Origin of the sequence: Phyllobacterium sp. YR620 (genome assembly GCF_900104165.1) — a bacterium.
Classification (GTDB): domain Bacteria; phylum Pseudomonadota; class Alphaproteobacteria; order Rhizobiales; family Rhizobiaceae; genus Phyllobacterium; species Phyllobacterium pellucidum.
Genome location: NZ_FNJP01000001.1, coordinates 530355 through 547271, shown reverse-complemented (window position 1 = coordinate 547271; position 16917 = coordinate 530355). Strand labels below are relative to the sequence as shown.

The following is a 16917-nucleotide window of genomic DNA, read 5'->3' as shown; positions in this document are numbered from 1 at the left end:
ATGAGAACCGCCATAACGGATGTACGCATGAAGCGGGAATAATCATGACCAAGCCATTTATCGACCATTTGTCACACGAACTCGCCCAGCTGAAGGAGACCGGCCTCTACAAGAGCGAGCGCGTCATCGTCTCCAAGCAGGCAGGCGAAATCGAGATTTCGACGGGCGCAAAAGTCTTGAACTTCTGCGCCAATAACTATCTCGGCCTTGCCGACAATGAGGAACTCGCCTCTGCCGCAAAATCGGCACTCGACCGCTACGGCTACGGCATGGCGTCAGTGCGCTTCATCTGCGGCACACAGGAAGAGCACAAGCAGCTTGAAGCGCGCATCTCCTCTTTCCTCGGCCTTGAGGATACGATCCTCTATTCCAGCTGCTTCGATGCCAATGGCGGACTGTTCGAAACCCTGCTTGGCGAAGAAGACGCGATCATTTCCGATGCGCTCAATCATGCTTCGATCATCGATGGGGTGCGTCTTTCCAAGGCCAAGCGCTTCCGTTACGCCAATAACGACATGGCCGCGCTCGAAGAAGAATTGAGGAAGGCCGAAGGCAGCCGTTTCAAGCTCATTGCCACCGACGGCGTGTTTTCGATGGACGGCATCATTGCCAACCTGCAGGGTGTTTGCGATCTTGCAGAAAAACATGGCGCTATGGTCATGGTCGATGACAGCCATGCGGTCGGCTTTGTCGGCAAAAATGGCCGCGGTTCGGCCGAGCATTGCGGTGTAGAGGGACGCGTCGACATCATTACCGGCACGCTCGGCAAGGCGCTCGGCGGCGCGTCGGGCGGCTATACGTCCGCCAAGGCGGAAGTAGTCGACTGGCTGCGCCAACGCTCGCGTCCGTACCTTTTCTCCAACACGCTGGCGCCGGTCATCGCGGCTGCCTCGCTCAAGGTTTTCGACCTCATCGACAATGGCGCGGACCTTCGCGCCCGGCTGATAGCCAACGCGCAACATTTCCGCCGCGACATGTCGAAGCTCGGCTTCACCCTCGCCGGTGCCGATCACCCGATCATTCCGGTGATGCTGGGCGAAGCGACGCTCGCGCAGGAAATGGCGGCGCGGATGCTGGAGAAGGGCGTTTATGTCATCGGCTTCGCCTTCCCGGTGGTACCGCGCGGCCAGGCTCGCATCAGGACGCAGATGTCTGCCGCCCACACCACGCAAGACGTCGCCCGGGCGATCGAGGTTTTCGCCGAAGTCGGGCGTGATCTCGGCATCATCAAATAGGAAAACACTATGTCGAACATGATGAGGGCACTGGTCAAGGCGAAGGCGGAGCCTGGCATCTGGATGGAACGCGTGCCTGTTCCGGAACCCGGACCGAACGACGTGCTCATCAAGGTCAGGAAGTCGGCCATCTGCGGAACCGATGTGCATATCTACAATTGGGATAAGTGGGCGCAGGCGACGATCCCCGTTCCCATGGTCGTCGGACACGAATTCAGCGGCGAGATCGCCGAGATCGGCTCGGCCGTGACCAAATACACGGTTGGCCAGCGCGTTTCCGGCGAAGGTCATATCGTGTGCGGAACGTGCCGCAACTGCCGTGCGGGCAGGGGACACCTTTGCCGCAACACGCTCGGCGTCGGTGTTCACCGTCCGGGATCGTTCGGCGAGTATCTCTGCATTCCCGAGGCCAATGTCGTGCCGATACCGGACGACGTACCCGACGAAATTGCGGCGATCTTCGATCCGTTCGGCAATGCCGTTCACACCGCGCTATCCTTCGACCTCGTCGGTGAAGACGTGCTGGTGACGGGGGCCGGCCCGATCGGCATCATGGGCGCGCTGGTGGCAAAGCGATCCGGTGCCCGCAAGGTGGTGATCACCGATATCAATCCATCGCGCCTCGCACTGGCAAAGAAGCTCGGCATCGATTACGTTGTCGATGCCTCCAAGCAGAACCTGGCGGACGTCATGCGCGAAATCGGCATGACCGAAGGATTTGATGTCGGCCTCGAAATGTCGGGAGCGGCACCCGCCTTCCGCGACATGATCGACAAGATGAACAATGGCGGCAAGATCGCAATTCTCGGCATTGCTCCGACAGGGTTCGAGATCGATTGGAACAAGGTGATCTTCAAGATGCTCAATCTGAAGGGCATCTATGGCCGCGAAATGTTCGAGACCTGGTACAAGATGATAGCCTTTGTGCAGGGCGGCCTCGACCTTTCGCCCATCATCACGCATCGCCTGCCGATCGACGATTTCCAGGAAGGCTTCGACGCCATGCGATCCGGGAGCTCCGGCAAGGTTGTGCTGGACTGGCAATAACCAATTTGCATGCACTCTTTTCAACAATGATGGGACGCTGACGGGCGTCCCAACATTCATTCTCATGGCCAGAGGACAATCCCTCGATAAAATCATCGAGTTACTTTTCGTACATCAAAGCAGCGAACGGAATTAACCCGCCGGGGTGATGCCCTCGGAGGCCAAAAACAGGTATTTTGTTGGCAATGCTGTGGGGCACTTTCGCGAAAGCAGCCCACGCGGCAATGGGGACCAACGAACATGGCTGCGACCAAATACAGATTTCATCTGGATTCGCCAGCATTGTGCCTGATGCTGTTTGCAACCCTGCTATTGCTTGTCGCAATGCTTCCAGCAGCACCAGCCTTGGCTGCAGCGCCCGAGTTCCGGGAAACGCCGTGCTGGTTTGCCTTGCCCAAGGACCGGGACATGCGCTGCGGGCATCTGCTGGTCCCGGAAAACCGCAGCAAGGCCGATAGCGCCACCATAGAACTTGCAGTGGTGATCTTTGAACCGGACCGCGTTCGCCATGAGCCGGTCGTTTATCTCAATGGCGGGCCCGGACAGGCTGCACGCATCGAGACGCGCGAGGAGATCGACGATTGGTGGAGCTTCATCGACAACGGCGACTGGCTGCGCGGGCGGCGGCTTGTCGTAGTGGACCAACGCGGCGTCGGTCTTTCGAAGCCGTCGCTGAGTTGTGCAGAACATTACAGCCCGAAAGTCTGGGGCGGCATCATGTCCCGCCCGGAGGAGATTGTCGATTTCGACGGTGCGCAGAAGAACGAGGTCAAGGCCTGCCGCGACGCGCTGCAGGCCAGGCACATCGACCTTTCCGCCTATAACACCGCGGAGAACGCAGCCGATATCCATGACTTGCGCAGCGCTCTCAATATCGACAAATGGGTCGTCTTCGGCATTTCCTACGGTACAAAACTTGCTTTGCAGGTTCTGGAAGATCATCCGGAGAACCTCGTTGCAGTGGTCCTCGATTCCACGCTGCCGCTTGACGTCGACTATGTCGACCAGGACGCCGCCAACTTTGACGGGGTCCTGAAAAAGCTTGAGAAGGACTGCGCGGCGCGCCAGGAATGCGGTTCTGACGGCACAAGCCTTAGAACGATGATCACCGAAATCGTGCAGCAACTCGATGCCCAGCCCGTGCTTCTGCGCCTCAAGGCGGCGGGCGAACCCAGCGCATTCACGCGCGTATCGGGCAACGACTTCCTCGAGGTCCTGTTCAACCAGTTCTATGATCGCGACTCGATCGAACTCCTGCCGCAGTTGATCAAGGACACGGCCAACCAGAACTATGGTCCGCTGGCGGAAATGATAGGCCTGAGCGGTGACGACGGCGACGCCTTTGCTGACGGCATGCATCTTTCCATCGTTTGCAATGACGGTGTCTCGGCGGCGGCGTCCTTTGCGGCGTTTCCGCTTCTCGACCGCTGGGCGCAGAACAATTTCTACAGCTGGGCCTGCCCTCTATGGCCCACCGCCACGCCGAAGAGAGCTTATAAATCACTGGCCCAGAACAGGGTGCCGGTCTTGCTGCTCGCCGGCGATTACGATCCCGCGACCCCGACAAGCTGGGCAGAGCGCGTCATCAGGACGACCGGCCATAGTCAACTGGTGCTCTTCCGCGGTGTCGGCCATGATGTGCTTGATACGACCGAATGCGGCGGGGAGGTGGTTGCCGACTTCCTCGACAATCCCAATGCGAAAGTCAGTACACCCTGTATCGGCGATATGACCGAACCGCAATTCGGGCCGCCCGACGATAAGCCCTCGGTGCTGCTGACCGGATCGGCCCAGCCTGCGATGTTGCACAGATAACGGCATTGGCCAGCCATCTTTCCATTCGCATCCCGAATGTCTAGGCTGTTTTTTACAGACACGCTGGACAGGGACGCGGCCGCTTGCAATTTCTCACCGATGGAACAGCCTTCCTCGAACCCTACATCCGGCAATATGGCCTCTACGCCATCTTCGTCATCATTTATCTGGAATCGTTCGGCGCGCCACTTCCAGGCGAGAGTGCGCTGGTGGCTGCTGCGCTTCTCGCAACGCGCGGCGACTTTGCCATAATTGATCTCTTCCTGGCCGTGTGGGTCGCTGCCGTTATCGGCGACAGTACCGGATATGCCATTGGTCATTTTGGCGGTCGTCCCTTGCTCCGTCGCTATGGCTGGATCGTGCGTCTCACGCCAGAGCGGCAACGATCCCTGGAAGAGCTTTTTGAAAAGCGCGGTCCGATTATTGTTTTCGGCGCCCGCTTCGTCGTCATCCTGCGCCAGTTGAACGGGCTTGTGGCCGGTTCGGTCGGCATGCATTTCGGACGCTTTCTAATCGCCAATGCGCTTGGCGGCCTGCTTTGGGCGAGCGTGTGGACCTTCGGACCTTATTTTCTCGGCGATGCCTTCATGCAATGGCGCCATTGGGTCGGTTGGGCTTGAAGCGCCGGCAAAAGTAGTATATTTATAGAAAAATATACTAGATGGAGAATGCCGTGCGTGTTACCTATATGACAAGCGCTTCCTTCAATCAGAATCCAAGTCGGGCCAAGAAGGAAGCCAATGAGAGGCCCGTGGTCATAACAGACCATGGGGAGGCGAGCTATGTGCTCTTGCGCTACAGCGAATTCGAAGCAAACTGGAACAAGCCCAGGACCCTCTACGAGGCGCTTCGCGATCCTGATGCTCCTAAGACCAAGGAATTCGATCCGGAACGGATAGAATTCGATCGCAGGACGCCCAAGTTCTGATGGCACTGCTGCTCGATACCAATGTGATTTCTGCAGCAAGGCGGCCGGAGAAGCAAGACCGTGCTTTCCAGCAATTCCTGCAGGAATTCGACGTTGCAACTGCGTACCTTTCTGCGATCACGATCATGGAGATCAAATTCGGCATTGAACGGGAGAAGCGGAACGACCCGGCCTTTGCCGCCGATCTCGAGCGCTGGCTGGATGGGATCGTATTGCCAAGCTTCGCAGGCCGCATCCTGCCGTTCGACCTCGATGTCGCCATGCGCGCAGGCACGCTTGCAACCGCGGAAAAACGCCCGTCAGCGGATGCAATGATTGCTGCGACGGCCCTCGAACATGGACTGCGGATTGCCACCCGCAATATTGCGGACTTCACGCCATTCGAGGTCGCATGCTTCGATCCATGGAAGCACGAAGCATCCAAGGCACCCTGAGCGTCAATAGCGCCCTTGCTTTCCCTCTGACAGCCATTCGTGCTATTTCATTTGGTCAGGCCGACTATTTTGTTGTCAGAACAGGAAGCAAGCCATGTGCCGCAACATCAAGACACTTTTCAATTTCGATCCTCCGGCAACACAGGACGAAATCGATGCATCCGCACTGCAATTCGTGCGCAAGCTCTCCGGCTTCAACAAGCCGTCGCAGGCGAATGCCGAAGCATTTGACCGCGCAGTGGCGGAGGTATCCGCTTCCGCGCGCCGTTTGCTGGCGTCACTCCATACGCACGCGCCGGCACGTGACCGGGAGGTCGAGGCCGAAAAATTGCGCGAACGTTCGCGTGCTCGATTCGCCTAGGGAAAGCCGCCGACCGCACTCAAAATGGGAGGGACCGGTATGCACAAGTGGACTCTTGTTTCAGCGGTTCTCGCCCTTGGTGCGTTCAGTGCGGGGCCGGTGCTGGCACAAACCTGCGAGCGGGCGACGGCTACCTATGAGGCTGCAGTCGACGACTACCTGGGCGCAAAGTTCGCTCTCGACAGGGCGACCCAGCTTCTCGCTTCTGCGCGTTATGCAAGCATCGTCGGGAAAATGAAGATCAACATCGCATTGCAGGAGACCGATGTTGCGCGCGCACTGCCTGGCTACATTGCATCGCTCGGCCCGGCCTACGCGGCGATCGATTCCATCGATGCGGCATGTTCCACCGACGTGCTTGCCACACAGCATCGGCTGCCCGCGCAATTCAAGCAGAGGATCGATGACGACCTCGCTTCGTTACTGCAAGGCGGCGTCGACAAGCTCGCAAACGATCAGATGGCGGATACCAAGAGCATGTTCGATAGTACGAACAAGAAATAGGCTCTCGCTACCACCGCCCTCATTAAGGATTCGCAGCATTTGCGCAGGATAGCCTCAGACGTCCGGGTGGACGTCAAATCGTTCATCATCGCGAACATGGAGGTGCGTCGGGCGCCGCACGTTCCGGAACTTGACCTGTATAGGGCGCATCCTGGAAGCGGGCTCGGACGGCTGGTCGATTCCGAGAACGACCCGCCACCCTATTGGGCCTATCACTGGGCAGGCGGGACGGTCATTGCCCGCCATATTCTCGATCACCCGGAGGTAGTCTCGGGGTTGCGTGTCCTCGACCTCGGATCAGGCTCAGGCATTGTCGGCATCGCCGCAGCAATGGCTGGCGCCGGGAAGGTAATCGCCGCGGACACCGATCCGAACGCGCTTGTCGCGACACAGCTTAACGCACTCATTAATGGCGTAAATATTGAAGCGATCAATGGCGACGTCACGATTGGTGACCCGCCCGGTGTCGATCTGATCCTTGTAGGCGATCTTTTCTATGATGAAGCAACGGCACGCCGGGTTACCGGGTTTCTGCTTCGCTGCGCGGCTGCCGGCATTCAAATTCTCATTGGTGATCCTGGCCGCTCCTATCTGCCCCGCACGCACCTGCGCCTGATCGCTGAGTACCTCGTAAGCGACTTCGCCGACGCCGAAGGTCGTGCCGTGAAGCCAAGCTCGGTCTATGCCTTCCTAGCGGGCACAATTTAATATTGACTGTTCAACTCATGTTTACTAACCCGTCGGGGCATGACAACCCAAAATAACAACGCTGCCCTGATCGGCGGCACCACATTCCACGATGTCGTATCGGCAGAGAACGGGGCAACGTACCGCGTTTTCATCTATCGCCCGAAGGGCGATGCGCCCACGGAAGGCTGGCCGGTTATCTACATGACCGACGGCAATGCTGTGATCGGGACCGCGGTCGATGTGATACGTGCCCAGGCCGATTATCCGAGCGGCACAAATGTTGCGCCAGGGGTGATCGTGACGATCGGTTACCCGGTCGACGCCGCATATGATCCCTTGCGCCGCTCGTGGGATCTCGGTGTTCCGCCCGGCAAGACCTATCCACCCTTCTATGAGAATACGCCGCCTGTTAAGACCGGAGGCGCCGAGGAGTTCATCACGTTCATCGAGGATCAGATCAAGCCGATGGTCGAAGCGACCGTTCCGATCGATCGGAAGCGTCAGGCGTTGTTCGGCCATTCTTTCGGCGGCCTCTTTGTTCTGTACAGCCTCTTCACACGTCCCTCGGCATTCACCACCTGGATTGCGGCCAGCCCTTCGATCTATTGGGAAGACCGCGCCATCGAACAATTCTATCCGGCATTCGCGGCGGCACCCGACACCAACGCTGGTGCCGCGCTGTATCTTTCCTGCGGCGCGTACGAGACCGAGAACCTGGCGCCGTTCCAGATCGGCGCACCCGACGAGGCGGAGCGCCTTGCCCAAAAGAAGGTCACGCTCAACGATATGTTGGCGATTGAAATGCGGGATCGCCTGAACAATTTGCCGGGCCGTCCGATCAGCGCCTCGTTCGAACTTTACTCGGGTGAAACCCACATGTCGGTGCTGCCGGTGGCGGTCAATCGCGCCGTTCAGCACGCCTTTGCAATCCGCAAGGTCCAATCCGATTAGACCAATTCTCGGGAATCTCGCCGATGCCAACGGATTACTCCCTGAAGCCAGCCTTCCCGAACCTGCTACGGACGCTCGTCGGTCGCCTGGGTCGCGCGCGGTGTGATGGCCAATCAGGTCACCCTCGCGGCAGCTGTGCTTTCCTCCTAGCAGCTTATGGCGATCGAGACACTCGGTGCGATGGCCGTGGAGGGTCGCAGCGCCGCGATGCACTATGCTTCAAACCGGTTATCTCTCGACCCTTTGATCAGCCGAGCGCAGGTCGCGCTATTCGGTTGCTGCGGAAGCCATATGAACACGGCAGGTTCCATCTTCATTAATCATGCAAGGTTCAAAAGCGACCATGCTGACTTCTGAATCGCTTATATTATATCGCTCTATCAACGCGTTAACCGCAACACAACGATGGAAGGTGGGAGATACCATTAAGTATTGAGGAGAGCGCCAAGCGTCCTTTTGAATCGGTGGAAGCTCACCGCGTCAGCGTCATCCCTCGGGCACAAGCACGGCTTCACATTAACCACTCGGTGCTTCTGTTCGCGTTAGGCCAGTCAGGTGACAATATACCCGGACAAGCCCAACCACTATCGATATGGCGCGCGATTCATGTATGAACAACTTTCGGAAACTCGACAGTCAGGTGGTCCATAAATGCTCGAACCGAGGGCAGCAGACCTTGCCTGTAGGGAAGCAGCGCTGTGATCGTGGAATTGTCGGCTAGCCAATCCGGCAGGACATGCCGCAAGCGTCCGATTCGAACGTCCTCACGGCAGATGTAACCAGGCAGAGCCACAATCCCCTGTCCTTCGATTGCAGCTTGCTTAAGGCCGATCATATCATCGCTCAAGAGGCGTGGGGCGAGGGGAATTACCAATTCTTGCTTTTCCTCGGCGATTTTGCGCAATCGCCAAGCAGGGGTCACTCCGCTGCGCATCATAAAAAGCGAAGGGTGACGGGCGAGATCCTGAGGGGTTTCTAGTTCGCCCCTGATATCAAGATAGGCGGCACCCGCGAAGAGGAACCAAGGTGCCAAAGCCAATGTTCGCTGCACCAAGGTAGAGTCGGGCAAAGGTGAAGAATGAGCGCGGATAGCAATATCAAAATTTTCGCCAACGATATCGACTATCTCGTCGGTTGCATGCGCAACGAGGTTTACCTTAGGAAATTGGTTCAAGAAACTCGCCACCATGTAGCGCATTGCGAACTGCGCCGTCGCGAGGCTTGTCGTGAACTTGACTGTACCCGTCGGTTCGATGAGTCGATGCCGGATCGCCGCCTCAGCTTGCTCGGCCTGTTGAAGCATTTCGACGGCATGGCGATAGAAATCGTTGCCCGCCTCGGTCATAGCAAATCGCCGGGAGGTGCGGTTGAGCAATCTGACACCAAGTTCGGCCTCGAGTTGCCGGATTCGATGGCTAAGAGTTGACTTGGGTACACGAAGCGTCCGCCCGGCCGCAGTGAAACCACCTCTATCCACCACTTGAACGAAATAATAAAAATCGTTGAGATCGAGCACTGGTTACTCCATCGCCCAAGCTGCGGTACCTTCAGTTGGCACGATGCCGTCTTTTTGCGATAGAATCCAGCCCATCCCCATTCCAGCGCTAGAAGCGACCGCGAGGCCCTCCTCGATCACGACACATTGCATCCAGTGTTCCCGAGAGCCGAATGTTAGTCAATGCACGCTATTGTGCGACGCATCCTGCCGACCTCGTCCGAAACTCGGCCAGCTGCGCAAGAGAACATCGTGCTGACAGAACGTGGCAACGGGACACTGGGCATCGTTCGCGTTTTCGCGCACATCGCTGCCATGCATTTTGCCCTTCAGCGTTTGAACTCGCGATTTGTCATCGTCCAATCTATCGGAAGATAAATCCCAATTCCTCATCCTCTCTTAGCCGTTGCTTTTGAATAGATTGGGAATGGATTGAAGGTGAGGCCGTTGAAGCGACTAAATGGTCCCGATCTTTTTGAACTCATCATGTGCGCTTGCGCCTTTAAGCTGTAGCTCCGCCCTGAAGCGCAAGACGTCAAGTTTCAATCCAGCGACAATTCGCGAGCCCAAGCTCGATCGGGAACACCATGAGAAAGAAGGAAGACCATGTCCAGTCCAAAGGTTCTGATTGCGTTTTACTCCAGGAAAGGATCCACCGAGGCGCTTGCTAACGCGATTGCCGAGGGTGCCCGCACCGAAGGCGCCGAAGTTCGCATCCGTCGTGCGCGCGAATTTGTCGGTCATGATATCATGTCCAAAGCGAATGGCTGGGTGGACAGCGCTGCGGCTATGAATAGGCGATATGAAGAGCCGACGGAAGCAGACGCTGAATGGGCGGATGCGATCATTCTCGGATCGCCAACCCGTTTTGGTGCTGTCGCCGCTGAACTCAAAGCCTACATCGATACGCTCGGAGGCATCTGGTTCCAGGGGAAATTGAACGGTAAGGTGGGATCCGTATTCGGCTCATCGTCTTCACGTCATGGTGGCAACGAGTCGACGCTGCTTTCCCTATATAATCCGCTTGCACATCTTGGGCTGATCATCGTTCCACTCGGCTACGCCGACCCTGCTCTGTTTAAAGCCGGGACACCCTACGGTGCTACCCATGTATCCGCAGGTGATACGCTGAAGCCCGATGCCGATCATCTTGAAGTTGCACGGTTTCAGGGCAGGCGTGTCACCTCGGTGGCAAAGGCACTTTGGGGTGCTCACGTTATTGGCGCACCTTCCTGACAACGCCAGGAACATTGGCCCGCGTGATGACGCGCGGGCCTGTCCGACGAGCGACCCGTAGCGCGCCATCCGCTGCGATGCGGCAATTGCGAAATGTTAAGCGGGCCCGGCGCCCCGCCCGTAACATCAAAGTCACACCCTTGACTGCAACCACGGGATACGCAGCGAAAAATCCCTTGCTGGCTTGACTTACTTAACATGACAAATGTAGTCATGTTTGAACATGAGTACGGCACTCATGAAACTTCCAGCAATGTCAATGGATTATACATGGGGTGGGTTATGCGCGTTCACGAAACCGATAAACGGTCTTTCAATTCGGTAGCGCCAAAGCAATTGACGTTCCTGTTGATGTCGACAGCGGTCGCCAGTCTGATGATGGCCGGCGTCGCGCGCTCCCAGGACGCAGGCAACATCCAGCTCAATACGATTGTCATCGATGGCGACAGCAACCCAGTCGGTCCTGATAAAGGCTATATCGCAAAGAACACCCTGACGGGCTCGAAAACCGACGTGCCGATCCGCGAAATTCCACAGTCGATCTCCGTCGTTACGCGCGAGCAGATGGATGACCGCATCGTCGACCGCGTCGAAGACGCCATCGCCTATACGTCGGGCGTCACGGCATCGCCCTGGGGGGTCGACGAGCGCTTCGATCAGTTTCTGATCCGCGGCTTTGACGTTGGCACCTATGCCGTATTCCGCGATGGTCTGCCGCAAAAAGCCATCGACTTTTCCGGCTTCAAATCCGAACCCTATGGAATGGAACGAGTCGAAGTCCTCAAGGGACCGTCCTCGGTTCTCTACGGCGAAAATGATGTGGCCGGCCTCGTCAACCTGGTGACGAAGCGGCCGACAACCGACCCGTTCTACAGCGCCTATGCCGGCTATGGATCATTCAACACCTATGAACTCGGGATCGACGCCGGTGGACCGCTCGATAAGGAAGGCGTCTGGACCTATCGCTTGACAGGCCTGCTGCGCGACGGCGAACTGGAAACAGATTTTTCCCAGAACGATCGCGTTTACATCGCCCCGGCAATTACCTGGTCGCCCAGCGCCGACACGTCGCTGACAGTCCTTGCCAACTACCAGTGGGACAAGCTCACTCCCAATGCCTTCCTTCCGGTTGCCAACCCGGCATTTCCCGACCTGCCGAAATTCTCGCGCAGCTTCACCACGGCGCAGCCAGGCTTCAACGACTTCGACGCCAATCACGGCTCGATCGGTTATCTTTTCGAACACAGCTTCAACGACGCCTGGAAGGTGCAGCAGAACCTTCGCTATTCATCGCAGGATACCGACTATCGGCATCTCTACTATTCAAGCATGGCTGACGATACGACCATGAACCGGACGCTGTTCACGGTGGATGAGACAGCGACGATCTTCAGCGTCGACAACAACGTGCAGTACGATTACGAAAATGCCCGTATCAAGAACACATTGTTGATGGGTCTCGACTATACGCGCCAGACTGTCGACGGCCACAATGGCTACGGTGAGGGTCCGACTCTGGATATCACCGACCCCGATTATCATCTAGATATCGAAGCGCCCGCAATCTATGTCGACCGCAAGCAGACCGTCGATCAAATCGGACTTTATGGACAGACCCAGACCAAGTTCGACGATCATTGGCTTCTCACGCTGGGCGGGCGCCAGTCATGGGTGACGAACAAGAATTTCGACCGGTTGAGCGACACCTCCGATACCCAGGACGACAACGCCTTCACCGGTAAGGCCGGTCTCGGCTATCTCTTCGATAACGGCTTCACGCCCTATATCAGCTATACGGAATCGTTCAGCCCGGTCATTGGCCAGGGTTCCAGCGGCCAGACCTTTGCGCCTTCGGAAGGCAAGCAGTACGAAGCCGGCGTCAAATACGAGCCCGACTATTTCCCGGGCACGGTGACAGGCTCGGTATTCGAGATCACCAAGTCCAACGTGCTGACACCCGACCCGGTGGACCCGACGTTCCAGGTGCAAACCGGCGAGGTCCGACATCGCGGCTTTGAACTCGAATCCGTCGTCAACCTGTTCCATGGCGTCAGCCTGATCGCGAGCTACACCTATCTCGACGCCGAAATCACGTCGAGCAACATCGACGGGGAGGTTGGCAACCGTCCGGCGCTGGTGCCCGAACACCAGGCGGGTCTCTGGGCCAAGTATACATTCGAGACCGGCGCTCTCGAGGGTCTTAACGTCGGCTCGGGTGTACGCTATGTCGGAAGTACGTATGGCGACAACGCCAATCTGATCAAGGTAGACAACTACACGCTTGTCGACGCGCTTATCAGCTATGAGAAGAACGGCTGGAAGGGATCGCTGAAGGCGAGCAACATCTTCGACAAGGAGTATTACTCGACCTGTTCGAGCGACGACATCGGCAATCCCATGTGCATTTATGGCGAGGGCCGGGCCATCAAGGCCACGCTTTCGGCGAAGTTCTGATGGCTGCAATGACTGGAACCTCCTTCTCGCTCGATGGCATTGGCTTCGAGGTCGATGGCAAGGCACTGTTGCATCCATTGACGTTGAGCGTTCCAACCGGGGAGGTCGTCGGCATACTCGGGCATAATGGTTCGGGAAAGTCCACGCTCCTGAAGATACTGGCGCGGTTCCAATCCCCGACAGCGGGGCGGGCCGAATATGCCGGACAGGATCTGGTATCGTTTCGCACCAAGGACTATGCACGGCGCGTGGCTTACCTGCCGCAGCAGACGCCAGATACGGATGGCATGACGGTGCGCGAGGTCGTTGCCCTCGGACGTTTTCCCTGGCACGGCGCGCTTGGCCGCTTCTCTGCGGTCGACAAGCTGAAGGTAGCGGACGCGTTGAAGCTTACTTCAATGACGGCGCTCGCCGACCGCGTCGTCGATACGCTTTCGGGCGGCGAACGTCAGCGGGCCTTTGTCGCCATGCTGATCGCGCAAGATACTGAATGCCTGTTGCTGGATGAGCCGATATCGGCGCTCGATATCAGCCACCAGATCGAGGTCATGGAGCTCATTCGCATGCTGGCGCACGAGCACAAGAAAACTGTGCTGATCGTGCTCCACGATATCAACATGGCAGCGCGCTACTGCGACCGGCTCATCGCGCTTGCCGGTGGCCGTCTGGTGGCGCACGACGAAACCGCCGCCTTGATCACGGCGGAGCGTCTCGATGCGATCTACGGCGTTCGCATGGGCATTTTTCCGCATCCGCAGACGCAATCGCCAATCAGCTACGTTCTCTAGCCATGGCCGCCCTCTCACGACGCGCATTTCTTCTCGGCACCATGGCGCTCGCGCCCACGCTTTCCATCGTGAGAAGCGGCGCAGCGACACTCCGTGTGGTCAGTCTCGACTATGGCCTGGCGCAAACGCTGATCGAAATCGGCGTCACCCCCATCGGCCTGATCGATACCCCAAGCTGGCCCATCTGGGCTGTCGAGCCACCCCTCCCGCAAGGGATTGCCAACATGGGCTCGGCCCATGAGATCAACATGGAGCTTCTGCAGCTCCTGAAGCCTGACATTGTCCTATCGACACCCTATCTCGAATGGGTCAGACCGCAGCTCGAACTGATTGCGCCTGTGAGGTCCTTTCCTATTCATGCGACAGGTACTTCGCCCTACCCCAATATTGTAGCAGCGACGCGCGAGCTTGGGAGCCTCCTCGGCAGAACGGCGGAAGCGGAAGCCCTTATCGAGCGTACCGCAAGCGAACTTGAGGCCGCCAAGGCCAAAGCGCAACATCTTGGCAAGCTCGCCGTCATGACCTTCATGGATGCTCGCAACATCCGCTTCTATGGACCGGGTGGCAATTTTCAGGATGTTCTCGACCGCCTGGGTCTCGAAAATGCCTGGAAGCGCCCAACCAATGAATGGGGTTTCAGCGATGGCGGCATCGCCGACCTCATTGAAGTCGGCGATAACTGGCTCTTCTACATGGATCCGGTGCCACCGGATGTTCTCGCCACGCTTCCCGGAAGCCCGCTTTGGCAAAGCATGCCGTTCGTCCAGAAACACCGTGCGCGACGCATGGACAGTGTGCTCATGTTCGGCACCTTGCCCTCGATGACCCGCTTTGCGCGCCTGCTGGTGGAAGCCACCACATGAAACGTAAAGACGCCCAGCCATGGCTATGGATCGGCGCCCTCTGGGCCGCCGCGCTTGCCATTACCGCTTTGAACCTTTTGCCATCGCTGGAAGGGCTCAGCCTCGGCAGCCTGTTCTCGACCCCATCACCCGACGACAGCCGTGCGGTACTCGCGCATTACAGCCTCCTTCCCCGTCTCGCGATGGCAGCCATCTGCGGCTTCGCACTTGGACTTTCGGGCATGCTGTTCCAACATGTCCTTCGCAATCCTCTCGCATCGCCGTCAACGCTCGGCATCGAGGCCGGCGCGCAACTCAGCCTTGGCGTTGCCATGCTCTGGTTTCCGGCAATCCTCGGCTGGAGCCGGGATATTTCCACTGCCTTTGGCGGGTTCGCCGCTGTCGGCATCGTTTTTGCCGTAGGCTGGAAATATAGATTCAACCCCGTCGTCGTCATTCTGACGGGCATGGTCACGGGGCTCTACTGCACTGCAGTCGTCACGTTGCTCACCCTCATGAACGACCATTACCTTGCCGGCCTCTTCATCTGGGGAGGCGGTTCGCTAAACCAGAACGACTGGCGGCAGGTGGCGACCCTCACACCAAAAATCATCGGATGCTCTGTTCTCGCACTCCTGCTGGTCAAACAGCTCAGTGTTCTGACGCTCGGAGATGCCGCACAGGCCCTCGGGGTCAAGATACAAAGCATTCGCGCCGGCGCGCTCTTCGTTGCCGTTGCGTTGACTGCATTTACGGTCAGCGCGGTGGGGATCATTGGTTTCCTCGGTCTGGCGGCGCCGGCCATCGCGCGGGCCATCGGGGCAAGGCGCATCGCAACGCGGTTGATCGCGGCTTCGCTTGCAGGCGCTACACTTCTCATCATCGTCGATCAGCTTGTGCAGTTTTACGGGGCGGTATCCGGGGTTAGCCTTCCGACCGGCGCAGTCACTGCAGTCATCGGGGCACCTTTCTTGTTGTTTCTGATGTTGAGGCGCAACGTGCCTAACGCGATCGCGGTTCAGGGGAAAGCGCTTATCGTAGCCACTCCAAGGCCTCGCTTGCTGTTGTCATTGCTTTTGTTGCTTTTGGCGGCGGCTGCTCTGCTTGCTATCGTTGTTGGCCGCGACATCAATGCAGGATGGGCAAGCCAGGCGGGCGAAACCCTGCGGTCGTTGTTGCCATGGCGCGTGCCGCGTCTAGTTGCCGCCATTTCTGCGGGCGTTCTGCTCGCCTTGTCAGGAAGCCTTTTGCAGAGGCTGACGGGCAACGCCCTCGCCAGTCCCGAGGTGCTTGGCGTGAGCGCCGGCACGGCCCTGGGATTGCTGTGCATGCTTTTTCTTGTCGCGCAGCCGACCTATGCTCACAGGCTGATCGGCGGCTTTTCCGGTGCCGGCGTGGTGCTCGTGATCCTCTTTGCCGTCAACCGGCAATCGCATGCGGGAAACCAGTTTCTGATCTTTGGCGTATCGCTCGGAGCACTGCTTACGGCACTCGTTTCTGTCATCCTTGCTTCCGGCGATCCGCGCGCACTCTTTCTCCTTAGCTGGATGGCCGGTTCTACCTATGGCGTTACGCCCCTGCTGGCATGGACGTCCGCGGCATTTGCGATCGCCGGCCTCTTCGCCGTGATATTGCTCGCGCGGCCCCTGCAGCATTTCGCGCTGGGGGACATATCCGCCCATGCCCATGGCGTCGACATCAAGCGCTTCCGCGCCCTTATCCTGGGCCTTTCCGCGCTATTGACGGCCATCGCGACCCTGGTCGTCGGACCGTTGAGTTTCGTCGGATTGATGGCGCCTCATCTCGCGCAACGCGTCGGCTTGCCGCGCGGGACGACGCACATCCTGGGGTCGGCGCTCTTCGGGGCATTGCTGATGGCGGCAGCCGACTTTATCGGCCGAACCATTTATTTCCCGTGGCAACTACCCACGGGTCTCGTTGCAACATTGCTTGGCGGACCAATCTTTGCGGTGCTGATCATCCGCGGCAGCCGCCAGTCCGTGCAACATTAACATCCCCTTCTGGTTGCGAATAACGCCCCTTGAGGGAGACATGGATCATATCCGAAAGGCGATCCGTACAGGTCGACCCAATGGGGCGAACATGTTAAGCGGGTCGACGATATAATTGAGAACGG

General features: G+C 58.1%; 16 protein-coding genes. 15 read left to right on the top strand and 1 reads right to left on the bottom strand.

What is annotated here, in order from left to right; genetic code table 11:
- Positions 1-44 precede the first annotated feature (44 nt).
- The 10 genes from BLR72_RS02555 (at position 45) to BLR72_RS02510 (ending at position 7965) form a co-directional block, all read left to right on the top strand.
- Positions 45-1235 (top strand): glycine C-acetyltransferase, encoded by a 1191-nt coding sequence (locus BLR72_RS02555; RefSeq protein WP_091944777.1) that lies wholly within the window; start codon positions 45-47, stop codon positions 1233-1235.
- A 9-nt stretch (positions 1236-1244) separates the two neighbouring features.
- Complete coding sequence (gene tdh, locus BLR72_RS02550) at positions 1245-2282, top strand: L-threonine 3-dehydrogenase (RefSeq protein ID WP_091944775.1); 1038 nt, start codon at positions 1245-1247, stop codon at positions 2280-2282.
- Positions 2283-2522: 240 nt separating this feature from the next.
- On the top strand, positions 2523-4097 hold the full coding sequence (locus tag BLR72_RS02545; protein WP_091944772.1) for an alpha/beta fold hydrolase: 1575 nt from the start codon (positions 2523-2525) through the stop codon (positions 4095-4097).
- 83 nt (positions 4098-4180) lie between these two features.
- Positions 4181-4717: a DedA family protein gene (locus tag BLR72_RS02540; protein WP_091944768.1), complete on the top strand. Its 537-nt coding sequence runs from the start codon at positions 4181-4183 to the stop codon at positions 4715-4717.
- Positions 4718-4770: 53 nt separating this feature from the next.
- Positions 4771-5025, top strand: a complete 255-nt coding sequence (locus tag BLR72_RS02535) for a type II toxin-antitoxin system Phd/YefM family antitoxin (RefSeq protein WP_228020220.1) — start codon at positions 4771-4773, stop codon at positions 5023-5025.
- Positions 5025-5459 carry a type II toxin-antitoxin system VapC family toxin gene (locus BLR72_RS02530; RefSeq protein ID WP_091944763.1) on the top strand — a complete coding sequence of 145 codons (435 nt, stop codon included), beginning with the start codon at positions 5025-5027 and terminating at the stop codon, positions 5457-5459. The genes BLR72_RS02535 and BLR72_RS02530 overlap by 1 nt, the downstream gene beginning before the upstream one ends.
- A gap of 94 nt (positions 5460-5553) precedes the next feature.
- Entirely contained in the window at positions 5554-5820 is a 267-nt protein-coding gene (locus BLR72_RS02525) for a DUF2277 domain-containing protein (RefSeq protein WP_027233125.1), read from the top strand.
- A gap of 39 nt (positions 5821-5859) precedes the next feature.
- A complete protein-coding gene (locus BLR72_RS02520) occupies positions 5860-6324 on the top strand; it encodes a hypothetical protein (RefSeq protein WP_091944760.1) in 465 nt (154 codons plus the stop codon).
- Between the two features lie 39 nt (positions 6325-6363).
- A complete protein-coding gene (locus tag BLR72_RS02515; RefSeq protein ID WP_244506603.1) occupies positions 6364-7032 on the top strand; it encodes a class I SAM-dependent methyltransferase in 669 nt (222 codons plus the stop codon).
- Positions 7033-7071: 39 nt separating this feature from the next.
- Positions 7072-7965: an alpha/beta hydrolase gene (locus BLR72_RS02510; protein ID WP_091944757.1), complete on the top strand. Its 894-nt coding sequence runs from the start codon at positions 7072-7074 to the stop codon at positions 7963-7965.
- A gap of 604 nt (positions 7966-8569) precedes the next feature.
- On the opposite strand, the gene BLR72_RS02505 is transcribed toward BLR72_RS02510, so the two are convergent.
- Complete coding sequence (locus BLR72_RS02505; RefSeq protein WP_091944755.1) at positions 8570-9481, bottom strand: LysR substrate-binding domain-containing protein; 912 nt, start codon at positions 9479-9481, stop codon at positions 8570-8572.
- A gap of 585 nt (positions 9482-10066) precedes the next feature.
- Between BLR72_RS02505 and wrbA the strand changes: the two genes are divergently transcribed.
- The 5 genes from wrbA to fhuB all read left to right on the top strand — a co-directional run bounded on the left by wrbA (position 10067) and on the right by fhuB (position 16792).
- Complete coding sequence (gene wrbA / locus BLR72_RS02495; RefSeq protein WP_091944749.1) at positions 10067-10696, top strand: NAD(P)H:quinone oxidoreductase; 630 nt, start codon at positions 10067-10069, stop codon at positions 10694-10696.
- A gap of 282 nt (positions 10697-10978) precedes the next feature.
- The gene (locus tag BLR72_RS02490) at positions 10979-13150 is read left to right on the top strand and encodes a TonB-dependent siderophore receptor (protein ID WP_175492260.1); all 2172 of its coding nucleotides are present in this window, start codon (positions 10979-10981) and stop codon (positions 13148-13150) included.
- Positions 13150-13938: an ATP-binding cassette domain-containing protein gene (locus BLR72_RS02485; RefSeq protein ID WP_091944744.1), complete on the top strand. Its 789-nt coding sequence runs from the start codon at positions 13150-13152 to the stop codon at positions 13936-13938. Before BLR72_RS02490 ends, BLR72_RS02485 begins: the two co-directional genes overlap by 1 nt.
- Positions 13939-13940: 2 nt before the next feature.
- Positions 13941-14801 carry an ABC transporter substrate-binding protein gene (locus BLR72_RS02480; protein ID WP_091944742.1) on the top strand — a complete coding sequence of 287 codons (861 nt, stop codon included), beginning with the start codon at positions 13941-13943 and terminating at the stop codon, positions 14799-14801.
- Positions 14798-16792 carry a Fe(3+)-hydroxamate ABC transporter permease FhuB gene (gene fhuB / locus BLR72_RS02475; protein ID WP_091944739.1) on the top strand — a complete coding sequence of 665 codons (1995 nt, stop codon included), beginning with the start codon at positions 14798-14800 and terminating at the stop codon, positions 16790-16792. Before BLR72_RS02480 ends, fhuB begins: the two co-directional genes overlap by 4 nt.
- Positions 16793-16917: the final 125 nt, after the last annotated feature.

Excerpts from the sequence above, each read along its gene's own strand:
- BLR72_RS02525 (WP_027233125.1), top strand. The coding sequence starts at position 5,554 with ATGTGCCGCAACATCAAGACACTTTTCAATTTCGATCCTCCGGCAACA.
- BLR72_RS02545 (WP_091944772.1), top strand. The coding sequence starts at position 2,523 with ATGGCTGCGACCAAATACAGATTTCATCTGGATTCGCCAGCATTGTGC.
- BLR72_RS02490 (WP_175492260.1), top strand. The coding sequence starts at position 10,979 with ATGCGCGTTCACGAAACCGATAAACGGTCTTTCAATTCGGTAGCGCCA.
- tdh (WP_091944775.1), top strand. The coding sequence starts at position 1,245 with ATGTCGAACATGATGAGGGCACTGGTCAAGGCGAAGGCGGAGCCTGGC.
- BLR72_RS02485 (WP_091944744.1), top strand. The coding sequence starts at position 13,150 with ATGGCTGCAATGACTGGAACCTCCTTCTCGCTCGATGGCATTGGCTTC.
- BLR72_RS02480 (WP_091944742.1), top strand. The coding sequence starts at position 13,941 with ATGGCCGCCCTCTCACGACGCGCATTTCTTCTCGGCACCATGGCGCTC.
- BLR72_RS02530 (WP_091944763.1), top strand. The coding sequence starts at position 5,025 with ATGGCACTGCTGCTCGATACCAATGTGATTTCTGCAGCAAGGCGGCCG.
- fhuB (WP_091944739.1), top strand. The coding sequence starts at position 14,798 with ATGAAACGTAAAGACGCCCAGCCATGGCTATGGATCGGCGCCCTCTGG.
- wrbA (WP_091944749.1), top strand. The coding sequence starts at position 10,067 with ATGTCCAGTCCAAAGGTTCTGATTGCGTTTTACTCCAGGAAAGGATCC.
- BLR72_RS02510 (WP_091944757.1), top strand. The coding sequence starts at position 7,072 with ATGACAACCCAAAATAACAACGCTGCCCTGATCGGCGGCACCACATTC.
- BLR72_RS02555 (WP_091944777.1), top strand. The coding sequence starts at position 45 with ATGACCAAGCCATTTATCGACCATTTGTCACACGAACTCGCCCAGCTG.
- BLR72_RS02520 (WP_091944760.1), top strand. The coding sequence starts at position 5,860 with ATGCACAAGTGGACTCTTGTTTCAGCGGTTCTCGCCCTTGGTGCGTTC.